Consider the following 19,128-nt stretch of genomic DNA (forward strand, 5'->3'; position numbering starts at 1 on the left):
CGAGCGCGATCGCCGATTCCGGGTGATCGACGGCGGCTGGCAATTTGCCCCCGGCCGCCGCCAAAAGCCCTGCCAATCGCCTGGCCGCGACGCCGCGTCGAGGATGAGGCAAGGACCCTACGGCGTGTCGATATTGGCGTGTTCGCCGCTGATTCCGAAGACTTGTTGGCGAAGCTGGAAGATCTCGTCGCGGGCGGCGGCGGCTTTCTCGAACTCGAGGTTCCTGGCGTACTCGAGCATCTCCTTTTCCAGACGCTTGATCGTCCGCGCCAGCTGCTTCTCGCTCATGGCCTCGTAGGTGGCGTGCTGCTCGGCGGCCTTGAGCTCGCGCCGTGCTTCGTCGACGTCATAGACGCCGTCGATGATGTCGGTGATTCGCTTGCTGACGCCCTTAGGGACGATGCCATGCGCTTCGTTGAAAGCCAGCTGCTTGAGCCGCCGCCTTTCGGTTTCGGCGATCGCCCGGCTCATCGAGCCGGTAACCCGATCGGCGTAGAGAATGGCGGTGCCGTTGAGGTGCCGGGAGGCTCGTCCAATGGTCTGGATCAGCGAGCGCTCCGAGCGCAGAAAGCCTTCCTTGTCGGCGTCCAGAATCGCCACCAGCGAGACTTCGGGGATGTCCAGGCCTTCACGCAGCAGGTTGATGCCGACCAGGACGTCGAAGCGGCCGAGGCGCAGGTCGCGAATGATCTCGACGCGTTCGACGGTGTCGATGTCCGAATGCAGGTAGCGCACGCGCACCTCGTGTTCGCCCAGGTACTCGGTCAGGTCTTCGGACATGCGCTTGGTCAGCGTCGTTACCAGCACGCGCTCGCCGAGGGCGACACGCAGCCGGATCTCCGACAGCAGGTCGTCGATCTGCGTCGACGCCGGGCGGACGATCAGCACCGGGTCGATCAGGCCGGTCGGGCGGACGACCTGCTCGACGACCTGAGCCTGGTGCGTCCGTTCGTATTCGGCCGGTGTCGCCGAAACAAAAATCGTCTGCCGTAGCAGGGCCTCGTATTCCTCGAACTTCAGCGGCCGGTTGTCGAGCGCCGACACCAGCCGGAAACCGTAGTTGACCAGGTTTTCCTTGCGCGATCGGTCGCCCTTGTACATGCCGCCGACCTGTGGAATCGAGACGTGCGATTCGTCGATGAACATCAGCGCGTCGGCCGGCAGATAGTCGATCAGCGTCGGCGGCGGCTGGCCCGGCTGGCGCCCCGAGAAGTGCCGCGAGTAGTTCTCGATGCCCTTGCAGAAGCCGAGCTGGTCGAGCATTTCGAGGTCGAAACGCGTGCGCTGCTCGATCCGCTGCGCCTCGACCAGCCGACCTTCGGCGTGGAAGAAGGCGGTGCGCTCGGTCAGCTCGCGCTTGATCGCTTCGGCCGCGCGCAGCACGGTCTCGCGCGGCGTCACGTAATGCGACGACGGAAAGACCGTGAAGCGCCGCAGCTGGCCCTGCAGGTGACCGGTCAGCGGATCAAACAGCTGCAGGCCTTCGATTTCGTCGTCGAACAGCGAGATGCGGATCGCCTGTTCGGCGTGTTCGGCGGGGAAGACGTCGACGACGTCGCCGCGAACGCGAAAAGTACCGCGACGAAAGTCGATCTCGTTGCGCTCGTACTGCATGTCCACCAGGCGCTTGATGACCTCGCGCTGGTCGATCCGGTCGCCGACGCGCATCGTCAGGATCATCTTGTGATACGCGTCGCGGTCGCCGATACCGTAGATGCACGAAACCGTCGCGACAATCACGCAATCACGCCGTTCGAGCAGGCTCTTGGTCGCCGACAGACGCATCTGCTCGATGTGTTCGTTGATCGCCGAGTCCTTCTCGATGAACAGGTCGCGCGCCGGCACGTAGGCCTCGGGCTGATAGTAGTCGTAGTAGGAAACGAAATACTCGACGGCGTTCTCGGGAAAGAACTCGCGGAACTCGGCATAGAGTTGCGCGGCGAGCGTCTTGTTCGGCGCCAGCACCAGCGCCGGCCGGCCACTGCGGGCGATGACGTTGGCCATGGTGTAGGTCTTGCCCGAGCCGGTGACGCCAAGCAGCGTCTGGAACGACAGCCCGTCGAGCAGCCCCGCCAGCAGCTTGTCGATCGCCGCCGGCTGGTCACCGGCGGGAAGGAAGGGCTGATGGAGGTGAAACGGGCTGCCGGCAAAGCTCACGGAAGGCTTCTTTTCGGACGGTCGGGCGGTATCTGACATGCTAGAATTTTACGTTGTTTCCAGGCGGGCCGTCGCCGTGCTCGATCGCCGAAGGCTTTGTCCGGGGACATCACCGTGTTGCACTTCCGCCCACTTTAGGAAAGATCAATGACCGCTTCAATCTTCGCCGCCGTTGCCATGGCTCCCCGTGACCCGATCCTCGGTCTCACCGAGTCGTTCAACGCTGACACACGTTCCAGCAAGGTCAACCTCGGCGTCGGTGTGTACTTCGACGACAACGGCAAGATTCCGCTGTTGGGGCCAGTCAAGCTCGCCGAAAAAGCCCGCCTGGAAGCGATGCCGGCGCGTGGTTACCAGCCGATCGACGGTCTTGCCAGCTACAACCAGGGCGTCCAGAAGCTGTTGTTCGGAAGCGAGTCGGCGCTGCTCGAAGCCGGCCGGGTGGTCACCATCGAGGCCCTCGGTGGCACCGGTGCGCTCAAGGTCGGCGCCGATTACCTGCGGCGTCTGTTGCCCGACGCCAAGGTTTATATCAGCGATCCGAGTTGGGAGAACCACCGCGCGCTGTTCGAGTTTGCCGGCTTCGAAGTCGAGTCTTATCCCTACTACGATGCCGTCAGCCGCGGCGTCGATTTCGACGCCATGAACGACGGGCTGAACGCCTTGCCGGCGGGGTCGATCGTCGTCCTGCACGCGTGTTGCCATAACCCAACCGGCGCCGACCTCAATGGCGCGCAGTGGCAACAGCTGATCGACACCATCGGTGCGCGCGGCCTGGTACCGTTCATCGACATCGCCTATCAGGGTTTTGCCGACGGCATCGCTGAAGACGCGCAGCTACTGCAGTTGTTTGTCGCCTCGGGCCTGCAGTTTTTGATTGCCAGTTCGTTCTCCAAATCGTTCTCGCTATACGGCGAACGCGTTGGCGCGTTGTCGGTGGTCGCCGCCAGCAAGGACGAAGCGGCACGCGTGCTGTCGCAGATCAAGCGCGTCATCCGGGCCAATTACTCCAGTCCGCCGACGCATGGTGGTGCGGTCGTCGCGGCCGTGCTGGCCAGTCCGGAACTGCGCCAGATGTGGGAAGGCGAGCTCGGTGAGATGCGCCAACGCATTCTCGCCATGCGCGTCAGCCTGGTCGACAAGCTGCAGGGCAGGGGCTTTGGCACCGACTTTTCCTTTGTCACCCGCCAGCGCGGCATGTTCTCCTACACCGGGCTGAGTGTCGAACAGGTCGACCGCCTGCGCGACGAGTTTGCCATCTACGCGGTGGGCACCGGCCGGATCTGCCTGGCGGCGCTGAATACCAGGAACATCGACTACGTAGCCGACGCCATCGCCGCGGTTATCTAACGGCTTGCGCAAGCGGCACGAAAACGCCGGCCCTGGGCCGGCGTTTTCGTTAGCGCGGCAAGGTTTCGGCGCCGCCGAGCTGGCCGCGGCCGCCGCATCAGCAACGCCAGGAGCAAGATCTCTGGACTGCCACGTCGGCTGCGCCGCCTCGCAATGACGGGACGTGGGCCAGGCGCAGCGCCAGGAAGGCGCTGGCGCTTCGCGGCCTCGAATGTTCGATACAGCGTGCCACACGACACCCGGCCATCGGCCCGAACTCTTGGCGATGAGCTTGCAGGCGCAGCACGTCCAGGTGCACGAAACCAGCCACCGCATCCGACCAGCTGCGGACGCTCGCCAAAGGCGACACGCACTCACGCCGTCATTGCGAGGAGGCAAAGCCGACGCGGCAATCCAGCTCCACCGTCTGACTGCTTCACGGCCGACGCATCACCAAGGCCAGGAGCAAGATCTCTGGATTGCCACGTCGGCTGCGCCTCCTCGCCATGACGCGGCGCGGGCCAGGCGCCGCGCCAGGAAGGCCCTGGCGCTTCGCGGCCTCGTATGTTCTGGCCACGTATGTTCGGGTGAGCACTGCGTCCCCTGCCGGGTGCAGCACTACCCTAGCGCGTCTGCAGCTGCGGGGTCTGCAGCGAACCACCGATCGATACCGGCACCGCCGCCTGGTCGGCGCGAGCGCGCATCTGGACGTCCATCCGGCCGCGCAGCTGCTGGTCGCCGCTGACTTCGATCTGACCTGTGGATTGCATCGTGCCGGCCTGCAGCAGCAGGCGGTTGAAGCGATAGTGGTCGGGCGTCAGCCTGATGGTGCCGGACAACTGCTCGAAGCGTGTCGCGCCCCCCAGCGTCGCTGGCGTGCCGGCGGCCCTGCGCACCGCCTCGGGAAGGTCGATCCCGCCCAGGCTGCCGCGGCCGATCGTGAAATTGCCGTCCGCATAGATTGCAAAGAGAATTCGCGACCATTTCTCGGCCATCGCCGAGAAGCGCAGCTTGCCGGCCGCATCGCCTTCGAACTGTCCTCCTATCCCCAGGGCGGCACCGAAAAGCGTCGCATCGATCCGCTCGAAGTCGATCTCGCCGGCGATTGCCGGCGCTCCGTCGGCGCGCAGGATCAGGGCGCCACGTACCCGGCCGTCGAAGATTCGCAGGTCAAGCGTGTCGACGACGAAAATAAAGCCATCGATCTCTCCTTTCAAGGTGAACGAATCCAGGCGAATCGGCGAGTTGGCCGATGGGCGCCAGCCGAGCCCCTCAATGCTGACCGCCAGTCTCCCGGCTGCCGGTTTGGCCTCGATGTGCACGCTGCGATCGGCCGATTGCAGCGACACCGATTGCAGCAGTCCGTCGTCCGAAAGCTCGACCTGGCCATGCATGCCGTCGAAGCCGAGCCCGGCGAAGGCGACGTCGGCGCGTGCAATGGCCACGCGCGGCGGTACGCCAGCAGCGCCTGCTTCTCGAGCGGCCGACGCAAACATTCGCGACAGGCTGGCGATGTTCTCTGCCGACACGTCGATGCCGCTCAGCGCCATCTCCCGGAACGCGACCGTCGGCGAAAGCAGTGTCCCGAGAACGGGCTGCAGTTGGAGCTCGGCGATGCGTACGTCGTCGCCTTTGTCCTGGTCTCGCAAGCGCACATTGGTGAGCAGCAAGCCCGGCGTGGGAAAGAAAGTGACGTGCATCTGCTCGATGCTCGCGGTCTGCCCGGTTTGCCTCGCCAAGGCGGCTTCGACCTCAGGCAGATAGCGACCATACGGAAAGGCCCAGGCGACCAGCACGAGCAACGCCAGCAGGACGCTGAAGGACAGGATGCCGAGCATCACGACCACCGGCCAGCTCAGGTGCAAGCGGATCTGGCCATGTCGTAGCGGCTGGAGATCCTGGCCAAGCTCACTCATCCAGTGCCGCAGACGATTGACCAGTGAACGAGGCGGCGGCTGCGTTGCGCTCGTCGCCGCCGCCAATTCCGGCATCGCCTCGGCTTTCGGCAGAAAGACCGTACCGGACTGCGGACCAACCGTGTAGTGCGGTGGCGTTAGCGCGCTCGGCGACAGCGAGCTCGACGAAGGAGGGCTGGTAGAAGGCGGGCTGGACGGGAGGCTGACCCTGCGGCTTTCCGGGAACGGAATGATTCGCGTCGGTTCGTTGCCAGACGTCGATGGCGCGCCGGATGTCGAACTGTCGCCAAGGGTCGACGAATCGGCGGCTGACCGCCCGGCCCTGATCGACTGGCTACCCTTTCGGCCGGGCGTCCACACCGAGTCTTCGTCGACCCGTCGCTCGATGAAGCCATCATCCTCGAGCTCGAGCAGCGCGTTTTGGGTAAGCTGCACATTGCCCGTCTTGTCGCAGAGCTCGGCCACGGTGGCGTTGCCGTCGACCAGGATCAGAACCATGCGCACGTTTCTCTGGACCACCCGTGTTCGCTGTAGCATGGCCTCTTCGCCGGACGCGGTCTTTGCGTAAATCAGCTCGGGGTCAATCAGCTCAGGGTCCATTTTCTCAGCGGCGCCGTGGTGACAATCAGTAGAGATGTTCGGCTTCTTTTCGGCAAGATCGCATTGTGCACTGTGTTGAGGTGCGCGAAAAGACGCAGATGCGCCAAGCCGTTGCTGATTCGCCCTTGCTTCGCCGCTTCGGTGACGCTGGCTGTCGGTGTCGCCGCGTGGCGCTGGTGGATCATCGGCGGCTGCCGGCCAGAAACAACGTGGCGGCGGCCGCCAGCGGGCGGCAAGCAGGGGCAGCGGCCCGAGCCCGATTGTCGATGGCGCCGCGCCCTCATTTCCGGCCATTGGGTGGCCGTTTGCTACGCGCGCAAGCAGGATGCATCAGGAGCGCTGGCCATGCCGGCTCGCAGATACTCCACAATCTCGCCAAGATCAGTTGACGAACGGCAGCCGAGTGGCTAAAATCCGCGCTCTCGTGTTCCTCGATAGCTCAGTTGGTAGAGCGTCGGACTGTTAATCCGTAGGTCCCTGGTTCGAGCCCAGGTCGGGGAGCCACAGAAAATTCCTAGTAGTACAAGCGCTTAGCCCAGCCCCCGAGGTTGGGCTTTTTGCGTTCTGGGAGGGCTTCCGGGCCTATACCGAGCTGGGGGTGGCTGCGGCGGTGTGGGCAAGGGGGTTGCGCAAGGGAAGGGCCTCGGGGGCGGGGAGACCACGTGGGTGTGCGGCTGGGTGGGCCGTGGTGGCACTTCTCGGCTAGTCGGCGTTCTGGCGGCACCGTTGCCCGTTGGCAAACATTCTGGAAAGCTGGGGAGATACCCGCTTCGGCGGGCTGAAGCAGCTGGTCACCCCTCGATGCAGCGATGCCGCCGAAAGCCGTCACTAACAGCCCTATCGAAAAACGTTGGGTCGTGCGAGCGAAGCGAGCCCCGATCTGAGCTCTTTGTTGGATCAGCCCGAGAGAATTGACCAGGCCGTATCGAGAATACGTTTCGGAGTGGCCCGGTGGGTGGTTCTGCCAGGCTGGGAGGGTCTGGCGCCACGGTAGGCGACGCCAAATATGGGCGGTCACCCCAGATTCAGCGCCGACTCAAGGCAAGTCAATTCTCAGCTCGTGGGCGCTGACCTTCCGCGACACTGCATGGATGGCTGGCTACAGGATCAACGAACCCTCGCGGTGGTGGCAAGCGGACGGGCATCGGTCCCGGGAACACAGACGGACTGTGTCCTCACGATCGCCATCACTGCCTCACAACAGGTGCAGCAAGGCGATCCGGTGCTTAGAGTCGGGGTGCCGAATGCCGAAGCTAGCACCTGCCAGGGAAACCTCGATGGCTCTGGCTATAACTCATCAAGAAACCGCAACCGCCCAGAATTGAACCGGCGCCCATACTTGTTCTCGTTCCAGCCGGAGTAAAGCATGTGCACTTCATCGCGGGCGCGCGTTAGGCCCACGTAGAACAGACGTCGGCTCTCTTTGAGCTCATCCCCGTGGACGTTCGACCAGTGAAAGTCACCTTCATCCAAACCAAGCATGATGACTACATCGTACTCACAGCCCTTTGCCGAGTGTAGGGTAAGCAAATTCAACTGATCCGGAGACCCATCGCGTCCACCAAGGCGTGCCATATCGAGATTCTCCAGTGCTCCACCTTTCTGCACGGCTCGCGTCATCGCGGTGACGTGAGCTACTTGGTCGGCCAACGATGGTTCGGCTGCGAGCAGTGCGTCGAGGTGCGTGTGACGTAGGGCAACGACAAAGTCGCGAGCAGAGCCATTGTGTCGGGAGGCCCAGAGAAAGGCCGTCAGTAGCCGTCGTTCCACACGAGCTTCAGTTTCGTGCAGGTGGCGGTGGCGAAATGCCAGCCAGCGATCCAGTAAGCCCTTGAGCCGAGGTCTGGCTTCTAGCCACCCACCGGCGCACCAAGCGGCACAGTCCTCAATCCAACTGGTCAGGGCACACTTGCGGTAAGGCGCGGCATTGTCGACGCGAATGAAATCATAGCCAGCCGCTATCGCCGCTTGCGCGGCTATGTCGCCGATGTTGGCTTTTCGATAGAGAATCGCAATGTCACCCAATTGCCGGCCCGTTCTACCCACGAGTGCCGCTGGAATGATTTCTGTTATGGCATGCTGTGCTTGGTGATTCAATCCCTCGCTACACCTGACCATTTCAATCCGTGAGGGCCGCTCGTTATCCCAAGCGCGATATCCACGCACTTCGCCTAGAGCGCGCTCGGAAACGTCCACAATTTCTTGTGCGCAACGGTAGTTCACCTCAAGTTTCACCTGCTCCACGCCTGGATAGCTGGCCAATTCATGTAGCAGGCTACTATCGGCACCATTGAAACCATACACAGATTGGTCCGCATCGCCGACGGCGAAAAGCCGCATACCACCTTCGAACGAAAGACGCTTTACGATTCGATGCAGGCCTGAGCCAAGATCCTGATACTCATCCACGGCCAGTAGCGGGAACCTTGCGCGTAGCAGTGGCAGTACCCAGTCATGTTGCATGACCAATCGCTGTCCGTAAATCACTAAGTCCTCAAAATCTACTTGACCCTCGTCGCGCAATGCTTGTTCGTAAGTCTCAGACAAACGAGCAAGGTCACCGTTTCCTAACCACGCCGCTGACGTCCGGTCCAGATGATCTCGCCGATAGTGGTCCATTAACACCTGCTTGAAAGGGTGATCTACCCCGAAGAGGTGATCGCCCAGCCGGGAGTGGAGTTGCTTGCAGTGCTCAATAGTTGCGACCTTAATGGGGTGAGGGATCCCGAGGTTGGCAAGTCGCGCATACGGCAGGAGAAGGTGCCGTAGGCAAAAGCCATGGACCGTTCCGATGTACAGGCGAGAAGATTCCTGTAGCCCGATTTGCGCTAGGCGCCGGCTCAGTTCCCGCGCGCACTCCTGACTGTAGGTAATGCAGGCGACACCCCGTGGTGATCGCACGTCCTCAACGAGCACTCGTGCCAGCTTGAGTACTAGGGTCTTCGTTTTGCCACTGCCGGGGCCGGCAAGGACGACACAGTGGCCTTGCGACGCGTAGGCCGTCCATTGCTGCTCATTTCCACGCAACTCCTCGGCCAGTTCCAGATAGGCGGTGCTGGTACTACGCAACGGCATCGCGGATGTACCTCAAGGCCTGACGAATATAGGGCGGACAACTGGTCGCAGTTGCGCAAGGCGCAAGAGCTTGGGCGAATCGGCCTTTCCCGATGCGCTCGATTAACGCGAGCAGCTTGCGGCCATCGAGCGCATCTGGTTTTTCCACCCAGCCGGCGAGCAGTTGCTTGGATGCGGCGCTCAGAGACAACTCGATTTCGATGACGTTCCGAATATCGCCCCCGAGCCCTGCTGAAAACAGCTCCAATTCAAGCGTGCTGTCATTGACGAAAAAGCCGCAGGCCTCGCCTTTATCCCACGGGTTTTTCATATCAAGAGAGGCCCATTCGTCTTCGGGAATCGTGAGCTTGAGCAAGCGGAGCAGACGATTTAGTCCTTGCGGAGGCTTATCCGCTGCAATCTCATCTAGATCCGTGAGCACGACATATGGGATGTCAAGTCCTTTCGTGCCAACAAGCTTGATATAGGGGGCAAAGTTGGTGCCGCTAACTGAGCAGACGGAGATGCCGAGTACGTCCAGAGAGATGCCCATGGCTTCAGCGAATGCTGGTATCAGGAAGCGCTCGGAATCGCCCTCGACGAAGATGATTCCGCGGGCAAAGTACAATTCGCCGCGCGTCACGTCGATGTAACGTTGCAGGTCATCCTCGTCATAATCTCCAAGCGGCGCCGACGCAGTGGACGTCGCTATGGTGGCGATCGCACCATCCTTAGGTTGCTGCCGAAGCAGCACGACCGACCGAATTGGCGCCACACTGGCGATATGGGGTGAGTGAGTTGTCAGGATTGTTGTGAGGTTCTTGGGCTTGTTGCCGCTCTCCGGCATCTCCCCAAGGAAGTACCGAAACACCAAGCGTTGAACGTGAGGGTGCAAGTGAGCTTCCGGCTCCTCGATTGCGAAGAAGGTATGGCTGCGCTCACCTTCGGTCACAAGACGATCAAGTTCGAGGCTCTTCAGTGCAAGGAAGATCACGTTCGCCGTACCAAGACTCGCGTCGCCGATACCACGGAGGCCGTTGTCGATCAGGATACGCAGGCTTCGCAACAACGCGTCGACTGCGGTCGGTGCGAGCCCCAGCTTGATTGGAACCGTGTGTTGGTCGCCGACGATTGCCTGAAGGCGATCACTGATGCGTTCGGCTGTACGGACCACTTCTTCGCGGTCCGTCAGCTCCGTCTGCGCCTTACCGACCAACTGCTGGATTTCATTTCGTGCTTCGGCATCAATCTCGCTCGTCAAATCCTCAACGAGTGGCCGAAGGGGTGAGCGGCGCCAGCTGGAGAGATCCTTGTCGGCATCGCGCAATGCGCCCTGTACATCGAGCGGCAGCTGTCGTCGATGCGTTGTCAGAAATGCATTGTCCTCGTCTTCCCCACCAAAAATCACGTACTCATAGTCAGCCAAGCTCTTTGGTGGCGAACCAGCGAGGCTTGATTTCGGGCGAAATCGGTAGGTCAGTCGGGCAACGATCGGCGGTCCGGCATCGACCAGGCAATCGGCGAGACAGGCGATGAGGTCAGGGTTGTCGTCAAAGGCGGTTAACTCGATGGACACTTCAACCGTGGCGCCAAGCTTGCGTTCGCCAAGCCCATCCCAAAGCTGCTCGAGCCCCAACTGGCGATCAAGGTCCGACAAACCTGGGTCGAGCACCAGTTGCAGCGCGCGGATGAAATTGCTCTTGCCAGCCTTGTTTTCACCGACAATCACGATGCTTTCGGCCGTGTTAACGTCGAGGGCCGCAAAGTTGGCGAAATTGGTAATTCTGATTCGTGAAATGTGCATGCTGCTTCCTGTGCTGCGATCAAGATTCGATCCGACGTTATGCTTTCCAGCCAAAACGATATTGACCAGCGTTAAAGCCATCTCGTTATACACAACTCACTCAGCATAACGTGGCCGCCCGATGTGTTCTGACAAATAGTTGACTGATTTTGTCTGGTATACCCCTTGCTTTCCCTTTCCCATTTTCATAAGGATCGGGCGATGGCAAACTGGGCGGGAGACGAATTTGGCGGGGCTGAACTGGGGGACGGACGTCTGAGACGGAGGCTAATCAAACTGGCGACACGCTTTGCAGAGCAGCCGACGGCGAGCATACCAGGCGCCTGTGGGGATTGGGCGGAGACTGTGGCGGCGTACCGTTTCTTCGATCAGGCCCACGCTGGCAAGCGCGGGTTGAACTGGCAATCGATCCTGCAACCGCACATGGATTGCAGCCAAAGGCGCATGGCACAACACCCGGTGGTGTTGTGCCTTCAGGACACCACCGAACTGGACTTCAACGGTCAGGAGATCGAAGGACTCGGGCCGCTCTCGTACGAAGCCCAGCGCGGCATGTATCTGCACCCGACCTATGCGGTGACCCCGGAACGTGAACCGCTCGGGGTGATCGACGCCTGGATGTGGGCGAGAGAAGCGAAAGCGGCCGACGGAAGCCGGCCGGGCATCAGCGAGAGCACGCGCTGGATTGAAGGCTACGAGCGGGTCGCCGAAACCGCGGCGGGGATGCCACAAACGCGATTGGTCTATGTGGCCGACCGCGAAGCGGACATCGTCGGCCTGATGCAGCGCGCCCAGGCGTTGGGAACGCCGGCCGACTGGCTGATTCGCGCCAAACACAACCGCTGTTTGCCGCAAGGCGGCAAACTGTGGGCGGCAACTCTTGCCGAAGCGCCCCTCGGCGAGATCGAATTCACTCTGGCATCGCGGCACGGGCAGCCAAAACGGATCGTGCGCCAGCAGTTGCGAAGCCATGCGGTCGACCTCCCGGCTCGTGACACGGACGGCCGCCACATCAGAGTGACCTGCCTGATCGCCACGGAAATCGGGGCGCCCGCCGGCTGCAAGCCGGTCGAATGGCGCTTGCTGACCAATCGTAAAGTTGCCGATCTTGAGGCGGCCGTCGAATTGATCGACTGGTATCGCTGCCGCTGGGAGATCGAAACCTTGTTCCATGTGCTCAAGAACGGCTGCCGGGTCGAGGCCTTGCAACTGGGCAGCCAGAGCAAGCTGGAACTGGCTCTGGCGGTCTATCTGGTTGTTTCCTGGCGCCTTGCCCGCCTGATCCGCCTGGGACGCATCCACCCGCAGTGGCCTGCCGATCTGCTCTTCTCCGAAACGGAATGGGCCGGCGCCTTTATCCTCAACAAGAAGAAACCACCGAAGAAGGTGCCGAGCATTCGCGAGGTCATCCGTTTGATCGCGCAGCTCGGCGGATTCCTCGCCCGCAAGGGCGACGGCGAACCCGGCGTCAAATCCCTCTGGCTCGGCATCCAGCGCTTGCGTGATTTCGTCTCCGGCGTAGAGCATATGCGCGAGCTCCGTCATGTCATGTGAGTTGTGTATAACGGGATGCCCCTGACCCCGCTCGTCGAAAGGCTCACGGGGTTTTTTTACGTCTGGAGTTCGCCAATTCCCAATGCCAACCCAAGAGGTGCCAATGAAGAAAGTCCTCGCAGCAATAGCCATCACCGCATCAATCGCCGCCGCCGCGACCCACCAATACCTCCAGCACTCGGCCGACCAACGCCACCAATCCGATCTCCTGTCAAAGCTGCACATCGTTGATCAAACCCTGTCGGCCACCAAGCAGGACCTGCTCGGCTACACAACTTTCACGCAATACCTGGAGGTCACCAAGAAAGCAATCTCCGGCTGAGCAAAATTCCTGGCGGCAACCATCGACCGCAACTACGTCCATGTCGAGCACATCAACAGGTCAGCGCTGGGCATCAAGTCGGATGCAACCATCATCTTGAACTACGCGGTGGAGTACTCCGTCGGCTATGACTTGAGCCCCGAAAGTTTCACTGTCGCTGCGGACGCCACCGGCATCACCGTGACGTTGAAGAAGCCGGAGCTCGTGTCGTCGCCAGCCATCGGGGCGATTTCGCATGAGATTCCCGGCAAGGGGCTGCTGATTGATGAGAAAGCGCAAGTGATCGCCCTGCAGCAGCAACTGATCACCGCCGCGGCGAAGCAGGGTGACGCCATCAAGATGGAAGAAGCCGTCATCGCACTCTGTGAGCGGAAACTCGGTGAATTCCTGCGCGACTTCCTGGCGAAGCAGCCCAATGTCCGTGCCGTCCCGATGATCACGTTCGCATATCGCTAGATCGCCACGCCCGCAGTGCCGCAAGTCGATTGACCCCTCCGCAGTTTCCACCAAGCCAAAGCACTACCAAGCCAAGCACCACCAGCACTGACCCGTTAGTTGTCACCTACCGCGCCCGCCCATTTTCCCAATGGCTGGGCATTTTTTTTGCCCATGAAAGGAATCGCCGTCGCCGACGCGGCAAGCAAGTGCGCGGCGTCGTTGCGCGCATTGCGTCGGCCATTGCCTGTGGCATCACGACGTACATTTATCGCCCCGGCGCTGTTTGTTCTGGACACGCGTTCTGATTGTGTACAACAAATATAGCTCGTAGCGCAACACTTCGACTTTGTCCGTACAATGTCCAGGACAAACAACAACTCCTCCTCCTCCAGGATTGCGCCGATGAACCACCTTCCTCTTCTTTGCCACGCTCGCCGTCTCTGGGCAGGCCTGCTGCTGCTTTCTCTGCTTGGACTCGCCGGCTGCTCGACGGCGCCACCGGCCGGGTTGAATCCGGTGACGCCTTTCGATCTGACGCGCTACGAGGGGAAGTGGTACGAACTGGCGCGACTGGACCATTCCTTCGAGCGTGGCTTGAGCGACGTCAGCGCCACCTATCGCGGCCAGGCCGATGGCAGCGTCGAGGTCATCAACCGCGGCTATGACCTTGAACGCAAGGACTGGCGGCAGGCAGTCGGGCGAGCATTGTTCACCGGCAATGCGAATCGTGCCTCGCTGAAAGTATCGTTCTTCGGGCCGTTCTACGGTGGCTACCACGTCGTCGAACTCGACCGCCAGGATTACGCCTGGGCGATGGTCGTCGGGCCGAGTCGCGACTACCTCTGGATATTGGCCAGGGAGAAGCAACTACCGGCGGACGTCCGCGAACGCTTGCTCGGCCAGGCGAGGAGGCTTGGCTTCGATGTTGACGCGCTGATCTGGGTCGAGCAGACGCGCCAGGATGGCTAGGCGCGCAGGCTGCGTCGTCAGCGCATCCACCGTCAACCAGAGCACAAGGCGCCGCTCGCCGGAAAGTGAGCGCTGCGTAGGCGCTCCAGCGGAAGCAGTATCTCTACTGAGCCGGCTGTGAGCAGCGAGAGGTCCTGGAAAATCGTCGTCAGATGTCGGCGAGCGCGAGCGCCGTGCTCGTGCGGGAGTACCTGGTTCGGCCAGGATGGCGTCGCGGCCGCGAGCACCAGCGACCCTTGCAGCAATTTTGAGGTCTTGATGACGATCGGCGCTTAGTGCGCCCGATCGGGCAATTGCAGCGATAGCGCGGCCTGCTCGGGCGTCGTTGCGTGTTCGACGACGCCGAGCAGCGGTGCTGCCAACCGCGTCTGCAGGGCGGCCAGGTTTTCGGGGAAGCGCGCCATCGCCGGATCGATGCGGTTGGCTACCCAGCCGGCGAGCGTCAGACCGCGAGCGGCGATCGCCTGCTGCGTCAGCAGCGCATGGTTGATGCAGCCCAGGCGCATGCCGACGACCAGGATCAGCGGTAACTGCAGCGCCGCCGCCAGGTCGGCGGTGTCGCAGTGGCGGCCGAGCGGCACGCAGAAGCCGCCGACACCTTCGACCAGGACGACCTCGGCCATCGTCTGCAGTTGCTCGAAGGCGGCGATGATCGGCGCCAGCTCGATGCTCCGGCCTTCCTCGGCAGCGGCGATGTGCGGCGCGATCGCGGCGGCAAAACCGTAGGGGTTGACCAGCGCCCGCGGCGCCGTTTGCGATGACGCCGCGAGCAGCCGTTCGACGTCGTCGTTGCGGCCGTTCTCGTCAAAGCCGGCGGCGACCGGTTTCATCGCCAGTGCGCGCCGACCGGCATTGCGGAGTGCGTGCAGCAGCGCGCAGGCGACGAAGGTCTTGCCGACCTCGGTGTCGGTGCCGGTGACGAACCAGCCGGCAGGCTGCCGCGCCAGTGGTACGGGGGGCGTTTTCATCGGGGCTAGGGGCTCGTTCATTTTTTGGCGTAGGCCAGAATGACATCGTAACGCGCCGGCAGGCCGGCCGGCGTCCGGTACTGCTCGTAGGCGGCCTGCACGCGTTGCCAGGCGCTACGGCCAAGCAGGCCGCTGCGTACGCCTTCGCCGACCGAGTTGGCGCCGATTTCCTTGACCGCGCGCAGCAAGGTCTTCAGGTCGGGGTAGTGCAGCTTGATCGTCTGGCGCTGCAGCCTGATGTCGACGAAGCCGGCGCGCTGCAGGGCTTCGCCGATGAGCTGTGGTTCGCTGAAAGTCAGCGTGTGGCGGTGGCCGTCGACGCCGCTGAAAGCGTCGCGCAACTCCCGGAAGGTGTCGGGGCCGAGCGTGCTCAGCGCCAGTTGCCCGCCGGGGCGCAGGACGCGCCGCGCTTCGCCGAGAACCTGGCCGATATCGCACCACTGCACGGTCAGGTTGGACCACCAGGCGGCGAAGCATTCGTCGCGGCACGGTAGCGCCTCGATGTCGGCGGCCAGGCAGGCGTCGGCGTCGTTTTGGGCGATGGCCAGCATCGTCGTCGCGAAGTCGATGGCGGTGACGTGCAGCTGTGGCCAGCGCGCGCGCAGCAGGCGTGCGCCGTGGCCGGTGCCGCAACCGGCGTCGACCAGGTCGCTCGGCGCGGCGTCGGCGGCAAAATCGGCCAGCAGGCGTTCGCCGACCTGGCGCTGCAGCGCTGCAGCGCCGTCATACGACGTCGCGGCGCGTTCGAAGGATTCGCGAATACGCGGCTTAGCGGGTAGCAGGGGCATGGCAGAAATTGTCCAGGACGCCGACGAAACGCTCGGGGTCAGCGAGAAAAGGAGCGTGACCGGCGCCAGCGAAGACCTCAAGGCGGGCGTTCGGCAGCTCTTTCGACAGGTATTGCGCCGCCGCCAGCGGGTTCAGCGAGTCGTTCTCGCCGTGGATCAGCACAGTGGGGCAGCTGATCGCCGACGCCTGCGAGCGCAGATCGACTTCGCGCAGCCAGTCCAGGCCGCGGCATAGCGTCGCGGCGTCGGGCGTCTGGCTGTTGCGCAGGCCGGCGAGCAGCGCGCGGCTGCTCGCCCGCGCCGTTTCGTCGCCGACGCTGAGCAGGGCCGCGAAACGCTGCAGCGTTTGTTCGGGTTTACTCCTGACGCTGGCGGCGAAGCTGTCGAGCACGGCCGGCGCTTGCGCGCTGGGCCAGTCGGCGCGCTGCATGAAACACGGCGTCGCACCGACCAGCAGCAGGCCGCCAACGCGTTCCGGTGCGAGCAGCGCTGCACGCATCGCCAGCAGCGCGCCGAGCGACCAGCCGCAGAGCATGACGCCGGCCGGCAGCGCGTCGACCAGCGCCTGCGCGGTGGCCGTGAAATCGTCATCGCTGGCCGCTGCCTGGCCGTAGCCGGGCAGGTCGACGAGGTGTAGCCGGTAGCCCTCGGACAAGCGCTCGAGCAGCGGCTGCCAGGCCAGGCTGCCCAGCCCCCAGCCGTGGATTAGCGCGAGATGCGGGCGATTGGCGTGCAGCGTGCTCATCCCAGATCGCGCAGCGCGTCGAGCAGCTGATCGATGTCCGCCGGCTGATGCGCGGCGGTCAGCGAGACGCGCAAGCGCGCGCTGCCCTTGGCCACCGTCGGCGGCCGGATCGCCGGCACCCACAGGCCGCGCTCGTAGAGCGCCGCGGCGACGCGCAGCGTCTCATGGTTGTCGCCGATGATCACCGGCTGGATCGCCGTCGGCGACGGCAGCAGCCGCCAGCGGCTGCCGGCCAGGCCGTCGCGCAACTGCGCGCAGAGTTGCCGCAAGCGATCGCGGCGGCCGTCGCCGGCGGCGATCAGTTCGAGGCTGGTGGCCAGCGCGCAGGCGATTGCCGGGCTGCTGCCGGTGGTGAAGATGTACGTTCGCGCGCGCTGCTGCAGCCACTCGATCACCGTCGCGTCGCCGGCGACGAAAGCGCCGGCGGCACCGGCCGCCTTGCCGAGGGTAGCCATGTAGACCAGGCGCGGCGCCGGCGGCAGCTGGAAATGCGCGACGCTGCCGCGTCCCTGCGCGCCGAGGACGCCGAAACCATGCGCGTCGTCGATCACCAGCCAGGCGTCGAAGCGCTCGGCGAGTTCGAGCAATCCCGGCAAGGGCGCCAGGTCGCCGTCCATGCTGAAGACCGCGTCGCTGAGGATCAGCTTGCGTTTGGCCGAACTCGCCGCGAGCAGGCGTTCGAGCGCCTGCAGATCGCCGTGCGCGTAGCGATGGCTGTCGGCGCGCGAAAGTTGTACGGCGTCGATTAGCGAGGCGTGGTTGAGGCGGTCGGCGAAGACCGCGTCGCCACGCCCGACCAACGCCGGGACGATTCCGAGATTGGCCATGTAACCCGTCGAGAAGAGCAGGGCGCGGGCAAAGCCGGTGAACTCGGCGAGCACTTGTTCGAGCGCGGCGTGCGGCGTCAGGTGGCCGCTGACCAGGTGCGAGGCGCCGCTGCCGACGCCCCAGGCTCTGGCGCCGGCGCACGTCGCGTCGATCAGCGCGGGCTCATTGGCCAGGCCGAGGTAGTCGTTGCTGCAGAAGCTGAGCAGGCGACGCCCGTCGACTTGTGCCGCCGGCCCGCAAGGCGAATCCAGGCTGCGTCGCTGACGCCGCAGGCCGTCGCGCTGCAGGCCATCGAGTTCGCTTTGCAACTGCTCCAGGATCATGCCGCCAGCGTCGCTTCCAGCGCGGCGACAGCGCCGGCGACGAGAAACTCGCATTGTTCGCTATCGAGCACGTAGGGCGGCATGAAATAGACCGTGTTGCCGATCGGCCGCAAGAGGATTTCGCGCGCCAGTGCCTGGCGGTGGAAACGTTCGGCGAAGCGCTCGTCGTCGCTGAGCACGTCGAAAGCGGCGATCATGCCACGCTGCCGGAGGTGGCGAACGCGCGGGTGGCTGGCGAGCGGGCGCAGGCAGCTGGCCAGGTGCTCGGCGAGCAGGCGATTGGCGGCGATGACCTCTTCGTCGGCAAAGATGTCGAGCGTCGCCAGGGCGGCGCGACAGGCCAGCGCGTTGCCGGTATAGGAGTGCGAATGGAGGAAGCCGCGGCCGACGCGGTCGTCGTAGAAAGCGCCATAGACGGCGTCGGTGGTGAGCACCACCGACAGCGGCAGATAGCCGCCCGAGATGCCTTTCGACAGGCACAGAAAGTCGGGTCGAATGCCGGCCTGCTCGTGCGCAAAGAAAGTTCCGGTGCGGCCAAAGCCGACGGCAATCTCGTCGCAGATCAGATGCACCTCGTAGCGGTCGCAGAGGGCGCGCGCCAGACGCAGGTACTCCGGGTCGTACATGACCATGCCGCTGGCGCACTGAATCAGCGGTTCGACGATCAGCGCGGCGATGCGCGGGTGGTGCTCTTCGAGGTGGCTTGCCAGCGCCGCAGCGGCGCGGCGGGCGACGTCTACGGGCGTCTCGCCATCTTTCGCCTGGCGTGCGTCGGGACTCGCGACGGTGCTCGCGGCGCGGATCAAGGGCGCGTAGGCGTCCTTGAACAGGGCGACGTCGGTCACCGCCAGCGCGCCGACGGTCTCGCCGTGATAACTGCCGCTCAGACAGAGGAATTCGGTCTTGTCGTGGCGACCGTGGTTGCGCCACGCGTGGAACGACATCTTGAGTGCGATTTCGGTCGCCGACGCGCCGTCGGAAGCGTAGAAGCAATGGCCGAGGCTGCCGCCGGTCAGTGCCGACAGGCGTTCGGAAAGTTCGACCACCGGCCGATGCGTGCAGCCGGCGAGGATCACGTGCTCGAGCTCGTCGAGCTGCTCGCGCAGCGCGGCGTTGATCCGCGGATTGCAGTGGCCGAACAGATTGACCCACCACGAGCTGATGCCGTCGAGGTAACGCCGGCCATCGAAGTCGTACAGCCAGACGCCCTTGCCGCGGGCAATCGGAATCATCGGTGCCGCGTCGCTGCCGGCGGCGTGCTGTTTCATCTGGGTGCACGGGTGCCAGACCGCGGCGAGGCTCCGCTGTAGCAGGTCGCTGTTGCTCATCGTCG

At 63.4% G+C, this 19,128-nt stretch carries 15 protein-coding genes and 1 tRNA gene; 6 read left to right on the forward strand and 10 right to left on the reverse strand.

The genetic code is table 11. The features are described from left to right. Positions 1-117: 117 nt before the first annotated feature. Entirely contained in the window at positions 118-2,196 is a 2,079-nt protein-coding gene (gene uvrB / locus QZ656_RS03205; protein WP_291992012.1) for an excinuclease ABC subunit UvrB, read from the reverse strand. Between the two features lie 108 nt (positions 2,197-2,304). Here uvrB and QZ656_RS03210 point away from each other — a divergent pair, with 108 nt between their 5' ends. After that, positions 2,305-3,507: an amino acid aminotransferase gene (locus QZ656_RS03210; protein WP_291992013.1), complete on the forward strand. Its 1,203-nt coding sequence runs from the start codon at positions 2,305-2,307 to the stop codon at positions 3,505-3,507. Between the two features lie 602 nt (positions 3,508-4,109). Here QZ656_RS03210 and QZ656_RS03215 read toward each other — a convergent pair. Both QZ656_RS03215 and QZ656_RS03220 read right to left on the reverse strand, forming a co-directional pair. Continuing rightward, positions 4,110-5,939 (reverse strand): AsmA-like C-terminal region-containing protein, encoded by a 1,830-nt coding sequence (locus QZ656_RS03215; RefSeq protein WP_291992014.1) that lies wholly within the window; start codon positions 5,937-5,939, stop codon positions 4,110-4,112. 47 nt (positions 5,940-5,986) lie between these two features. After that, positions 5,987-6,187: a hypothetical protein gene (locus tag QZ656_RS03220; RefSeq protein WP_291992015.1), complete on the reverse strand. Its 201-nt coding sequence runs from the start codon at positions 6,185-6,187 to the stop codon at positions 5,987-5,989. A gap of 243 nt (positions 6,188-6,430) precedes the next feature. Between QZ656_RS03220 and QZ656_RS03225 the strand changes: the two genes are divergently transcribed. Then, positions 6,431-6,506: transfer RNA gene (locus tag QZ656_RS03225), tRNA-Asn, on the forward strand. Positions 6,507-7,289: 783 nt separating this feature from the next. On the opposite strand, the gene QZ656_RS03230 is transcribed toward QZ656_RS03225, so the two are convergent. Beyond that, positions 7,290-9,077, reverse strand: a complete 1,788-nt coding sequence (locus QZ656_RS03230) for an ATP-dependent helicase (protein WP_291992016.1) — start codon at positions 9,075-9,077, stop codon at positions 7,290-7,292. Then, positions 9,064-10,860 (reverse strand): AAA family ATPase, encoded by a 1,797-nt coding sequence (locus QZ656_RS03235; RefSeq protein WP_291992122.1) that lies wholly within the window; start codon positions 10,858-10,860, stop codon positions 9,064-9,066. The genes QZ656_RS03230 and QZ656_RS03235 overlap by 14 nt, the downstream gene beginning before the upstream one ends. Positions 10,861-11,061: 201 nt before the next feature. Between QZ656_RS03235 and QZ656_RS03240 the strand changes: the two genes are divergently transcribed. The 4 genes from QZ656_RS03240 (at position 11,062) to QZ656_RS03255 (ending at position 14,143) form a co-directional block, all read left to right on the forward strand. Next, positions 11,062-12,414 carry an IS4 family transposase gene (locus QZ656_RS03240; RefSeq protein WP_291991684.1) on the forward strand — a complete coding sequence of 451 codons (1,353 nt, stop codon included), beginning with the start codon at positions 11,062-11,064 and terminating at the stop codon, positions 12,412-12,414. 103 nt (positions 12,415-12,517) lie between these two features. Further along, positions 12,518-12,736: a hypothetical protein gene (locus QZ656_RS03245; protein ID WP_291992017.1), complete on the forward strand. Its 219-nt coding sequence runs from the start codon at positions 12,518-12,520 to the stop codon at positions 12,734-12,736. A gap of 96 nt (positions 12,737-12,832) precedes the next feature. Further along, the gene (locus QZ656_RS03250; RefSeq protein ID WP_291992018.1) at positions 12,833-13,192 is read left to right on the forward strand and encodes a hypothetical protein; all 360 of its coding nucleotides are present in this window, start codon (positions 12,833-12,835) and stop codon (positions 13,190-13,192) included. Between the two features lie 384 nt (positions 13,193-13,576). After that, a complete protein-coding gene (locus QZ656_RS03255) occupies positions 13,577-14,143 on the forward strand; it encodes a lipocalin family protein (RefSeq protein ID WP_291992019.1) in 567 nt (188 codons plus the stop codon). Between the two features lie 272 nt (positions 14,144-14,415). Here QZ656_RS03255 and bioD read toward each other — a convergent pair whose 3' ends face one another. The 5 genes from bioD to QZ656_RS03280 are packed head-to-tail and all read right to left on the reverse strand — an operon-like array spanning position 14,416 to position 19,123. After that, positions 14,416-15,111, reverse strand: a complete 696-nt coding sequence (gene bioD / locus QZ656_RS03260) for a dethiobiotin synthase (RefSeq protein WP_291992020.1) — start codon at positions 15,109-15,111, stop codon at positions 14,416-14,418. A 17-nt stretch (positions 15,112-15,128) separates the two neighbouring features. After that, positions 15,129-15,899: a malonyl-ACP O-methyltransferase BioC gene (bioC, locus tag QZ656_RS03265; protein ID WP_291992021.1), complete on the reverse strand. Its 771-nt coding sequence runs from the start codon at positions 15,897-15,899 to the stop codon at positions 15,129-15,131. Further along, positions 15,880-16,644 (reverse strand): pimeloyl-ACP methyl ester esterase BioH, encoded by a 765-nt coding sequence (bioH, locus tag QZ656_RS03270; protein ID WP_291992023.1) that lies wholly within the window; start codon positions 16,642-16,644, stop codon positions 15,880-15,882. The genes bioC and bioH overlap by 20 nt, the downstream gene beginning before the upstream one ends. After that, entirely contained in the window at positions 16,641-17,795 is a 1,155-nt protein-coding gene (gene bioF / locus QZ656_RS03275) for an 8-amino-7-oxononanoate synthase (RefSeq protein ID WP_291992024.1), read from the reverse strand. Before bioF ends, bioH begins: the two co-directional genes overlap by 4 nt. Then, a complete protein-coding gene (locus QZ656_RS03280; RefSeq protein ID WP_291992025.1) occupies positions 17,792-19,123 on the reverse strand; it encodes an adenosylmethionine--8-amino-7-oxononanoate transaminase in 1,332 nt (443 codons plus the stop codon). Before QZ656_RS03280 ends, bioF begins: the two co-directional genes overlap by 4 nt. Positions 19,124-19,128: the final 5 nt, after the last annotated feature.

This window comes from Candidatus Accumulibacter sp. ACC003, from assembly GCF_907163085.1.
GTDB lineage: Bacteria > Pseudomonadota > Gammaproteobacteria > Burkholderiales > Rhodocyclaceae > Accumulibacter.

Coding starts and splice junctions, on each gene's coding strand:
- uvrB (WP_291992012.1), bottom strand. CDS start 2,196: ATGTCAGATACCGCCCGACCGTCCGAAAAGAAGCCTTCCGTGAGCTTT.
- QZ656_RS03210 (WP_291992013.1), top strand. CDS start 2,305: ATGACCGCTTCAATCTTCGCCGCCGTTGCCATGGCTCCCCGTGACCCG.
- QZ656_RS03215 (WP_291992014.1), bottom strand. CDS start 5,939: ATGCTACAGCGAACACGGGTGGTCCAGAGAAACGTGCGCATGGTTCTG.
- QZ656_RS03220 (WP_291992015.1), bottom strand. CDS start 6,187: ATGATCCACCAGCGCCACGCGGCGACACCGACAGCCAGCGTCACCGAA.
- QZ656_RS03230 (WP_291992016.1), bottom strand. CDS start 9,077: ATGCCGTTGCGTAGTACCAGCACCGCCTATCTGGAACTGGCCGAGGAG.
- QZ656_RS03235 (WP_291992122.1), bottom strand. CDS start 10,860: ATGCACATTTCACGAATCAGAATTACCAATTTCGCCAACTTTGCGGCC.
- QZ656_RS03240 (WP_291991684.1), top strand. CDS start 11,062: ATGGCAAACTGGGCGGGAGACGAATTTGGCGGGGCTGAACTGGGGGAC.
- QZ656_RS03245 (WP_291992017.1), top strand. CDS start 12,518: ATGAAGAAAGTCCTCGCAGCAATAGCCATCACCGCATCAATCGCCGCC.
- QZ656_RS03255 (WP_291992019.1), top strand. CDS start 13,577: ATGAACCACCTTCCTCTTCTTTGCCACGCTCGCCGTCTCTGGGCAGGC.
- bioD (WP_291992020.1), bottom strand. CDS start 15,111: ATGAAAACGCCCCCCGTACCACTGGCGCGGCAGCCTGCCGGCTGGTTC.
- bioC (WP_291992021.1), bottom strand. CDS start 15,899: ATGCCCCTGCTACCCGCTAAGCCGCGTATTCGCGAATCCTTCGAACGC.
- bioH (WP_291992023.1), bottom strand. CDS start 16,644: ATGAGCACGCTGCACGCCAATCGCCCGCATCTCGCGCTAATCCACGGC.
- bioF (WP_291992024.1), bottom strand. CDS start 17,795: ATGATCCTGGAGCAGTTGCAAAGCGAACTCGATGGCCTGCAGCGCGAC.
- QZ656_RS03280 (WP_291992025.1), bottom strand. CDS start 19,123: ATGAGCAACAGCGACCTGCTACAGCGGAGCCTCGCCGCGGTCTGGCAC.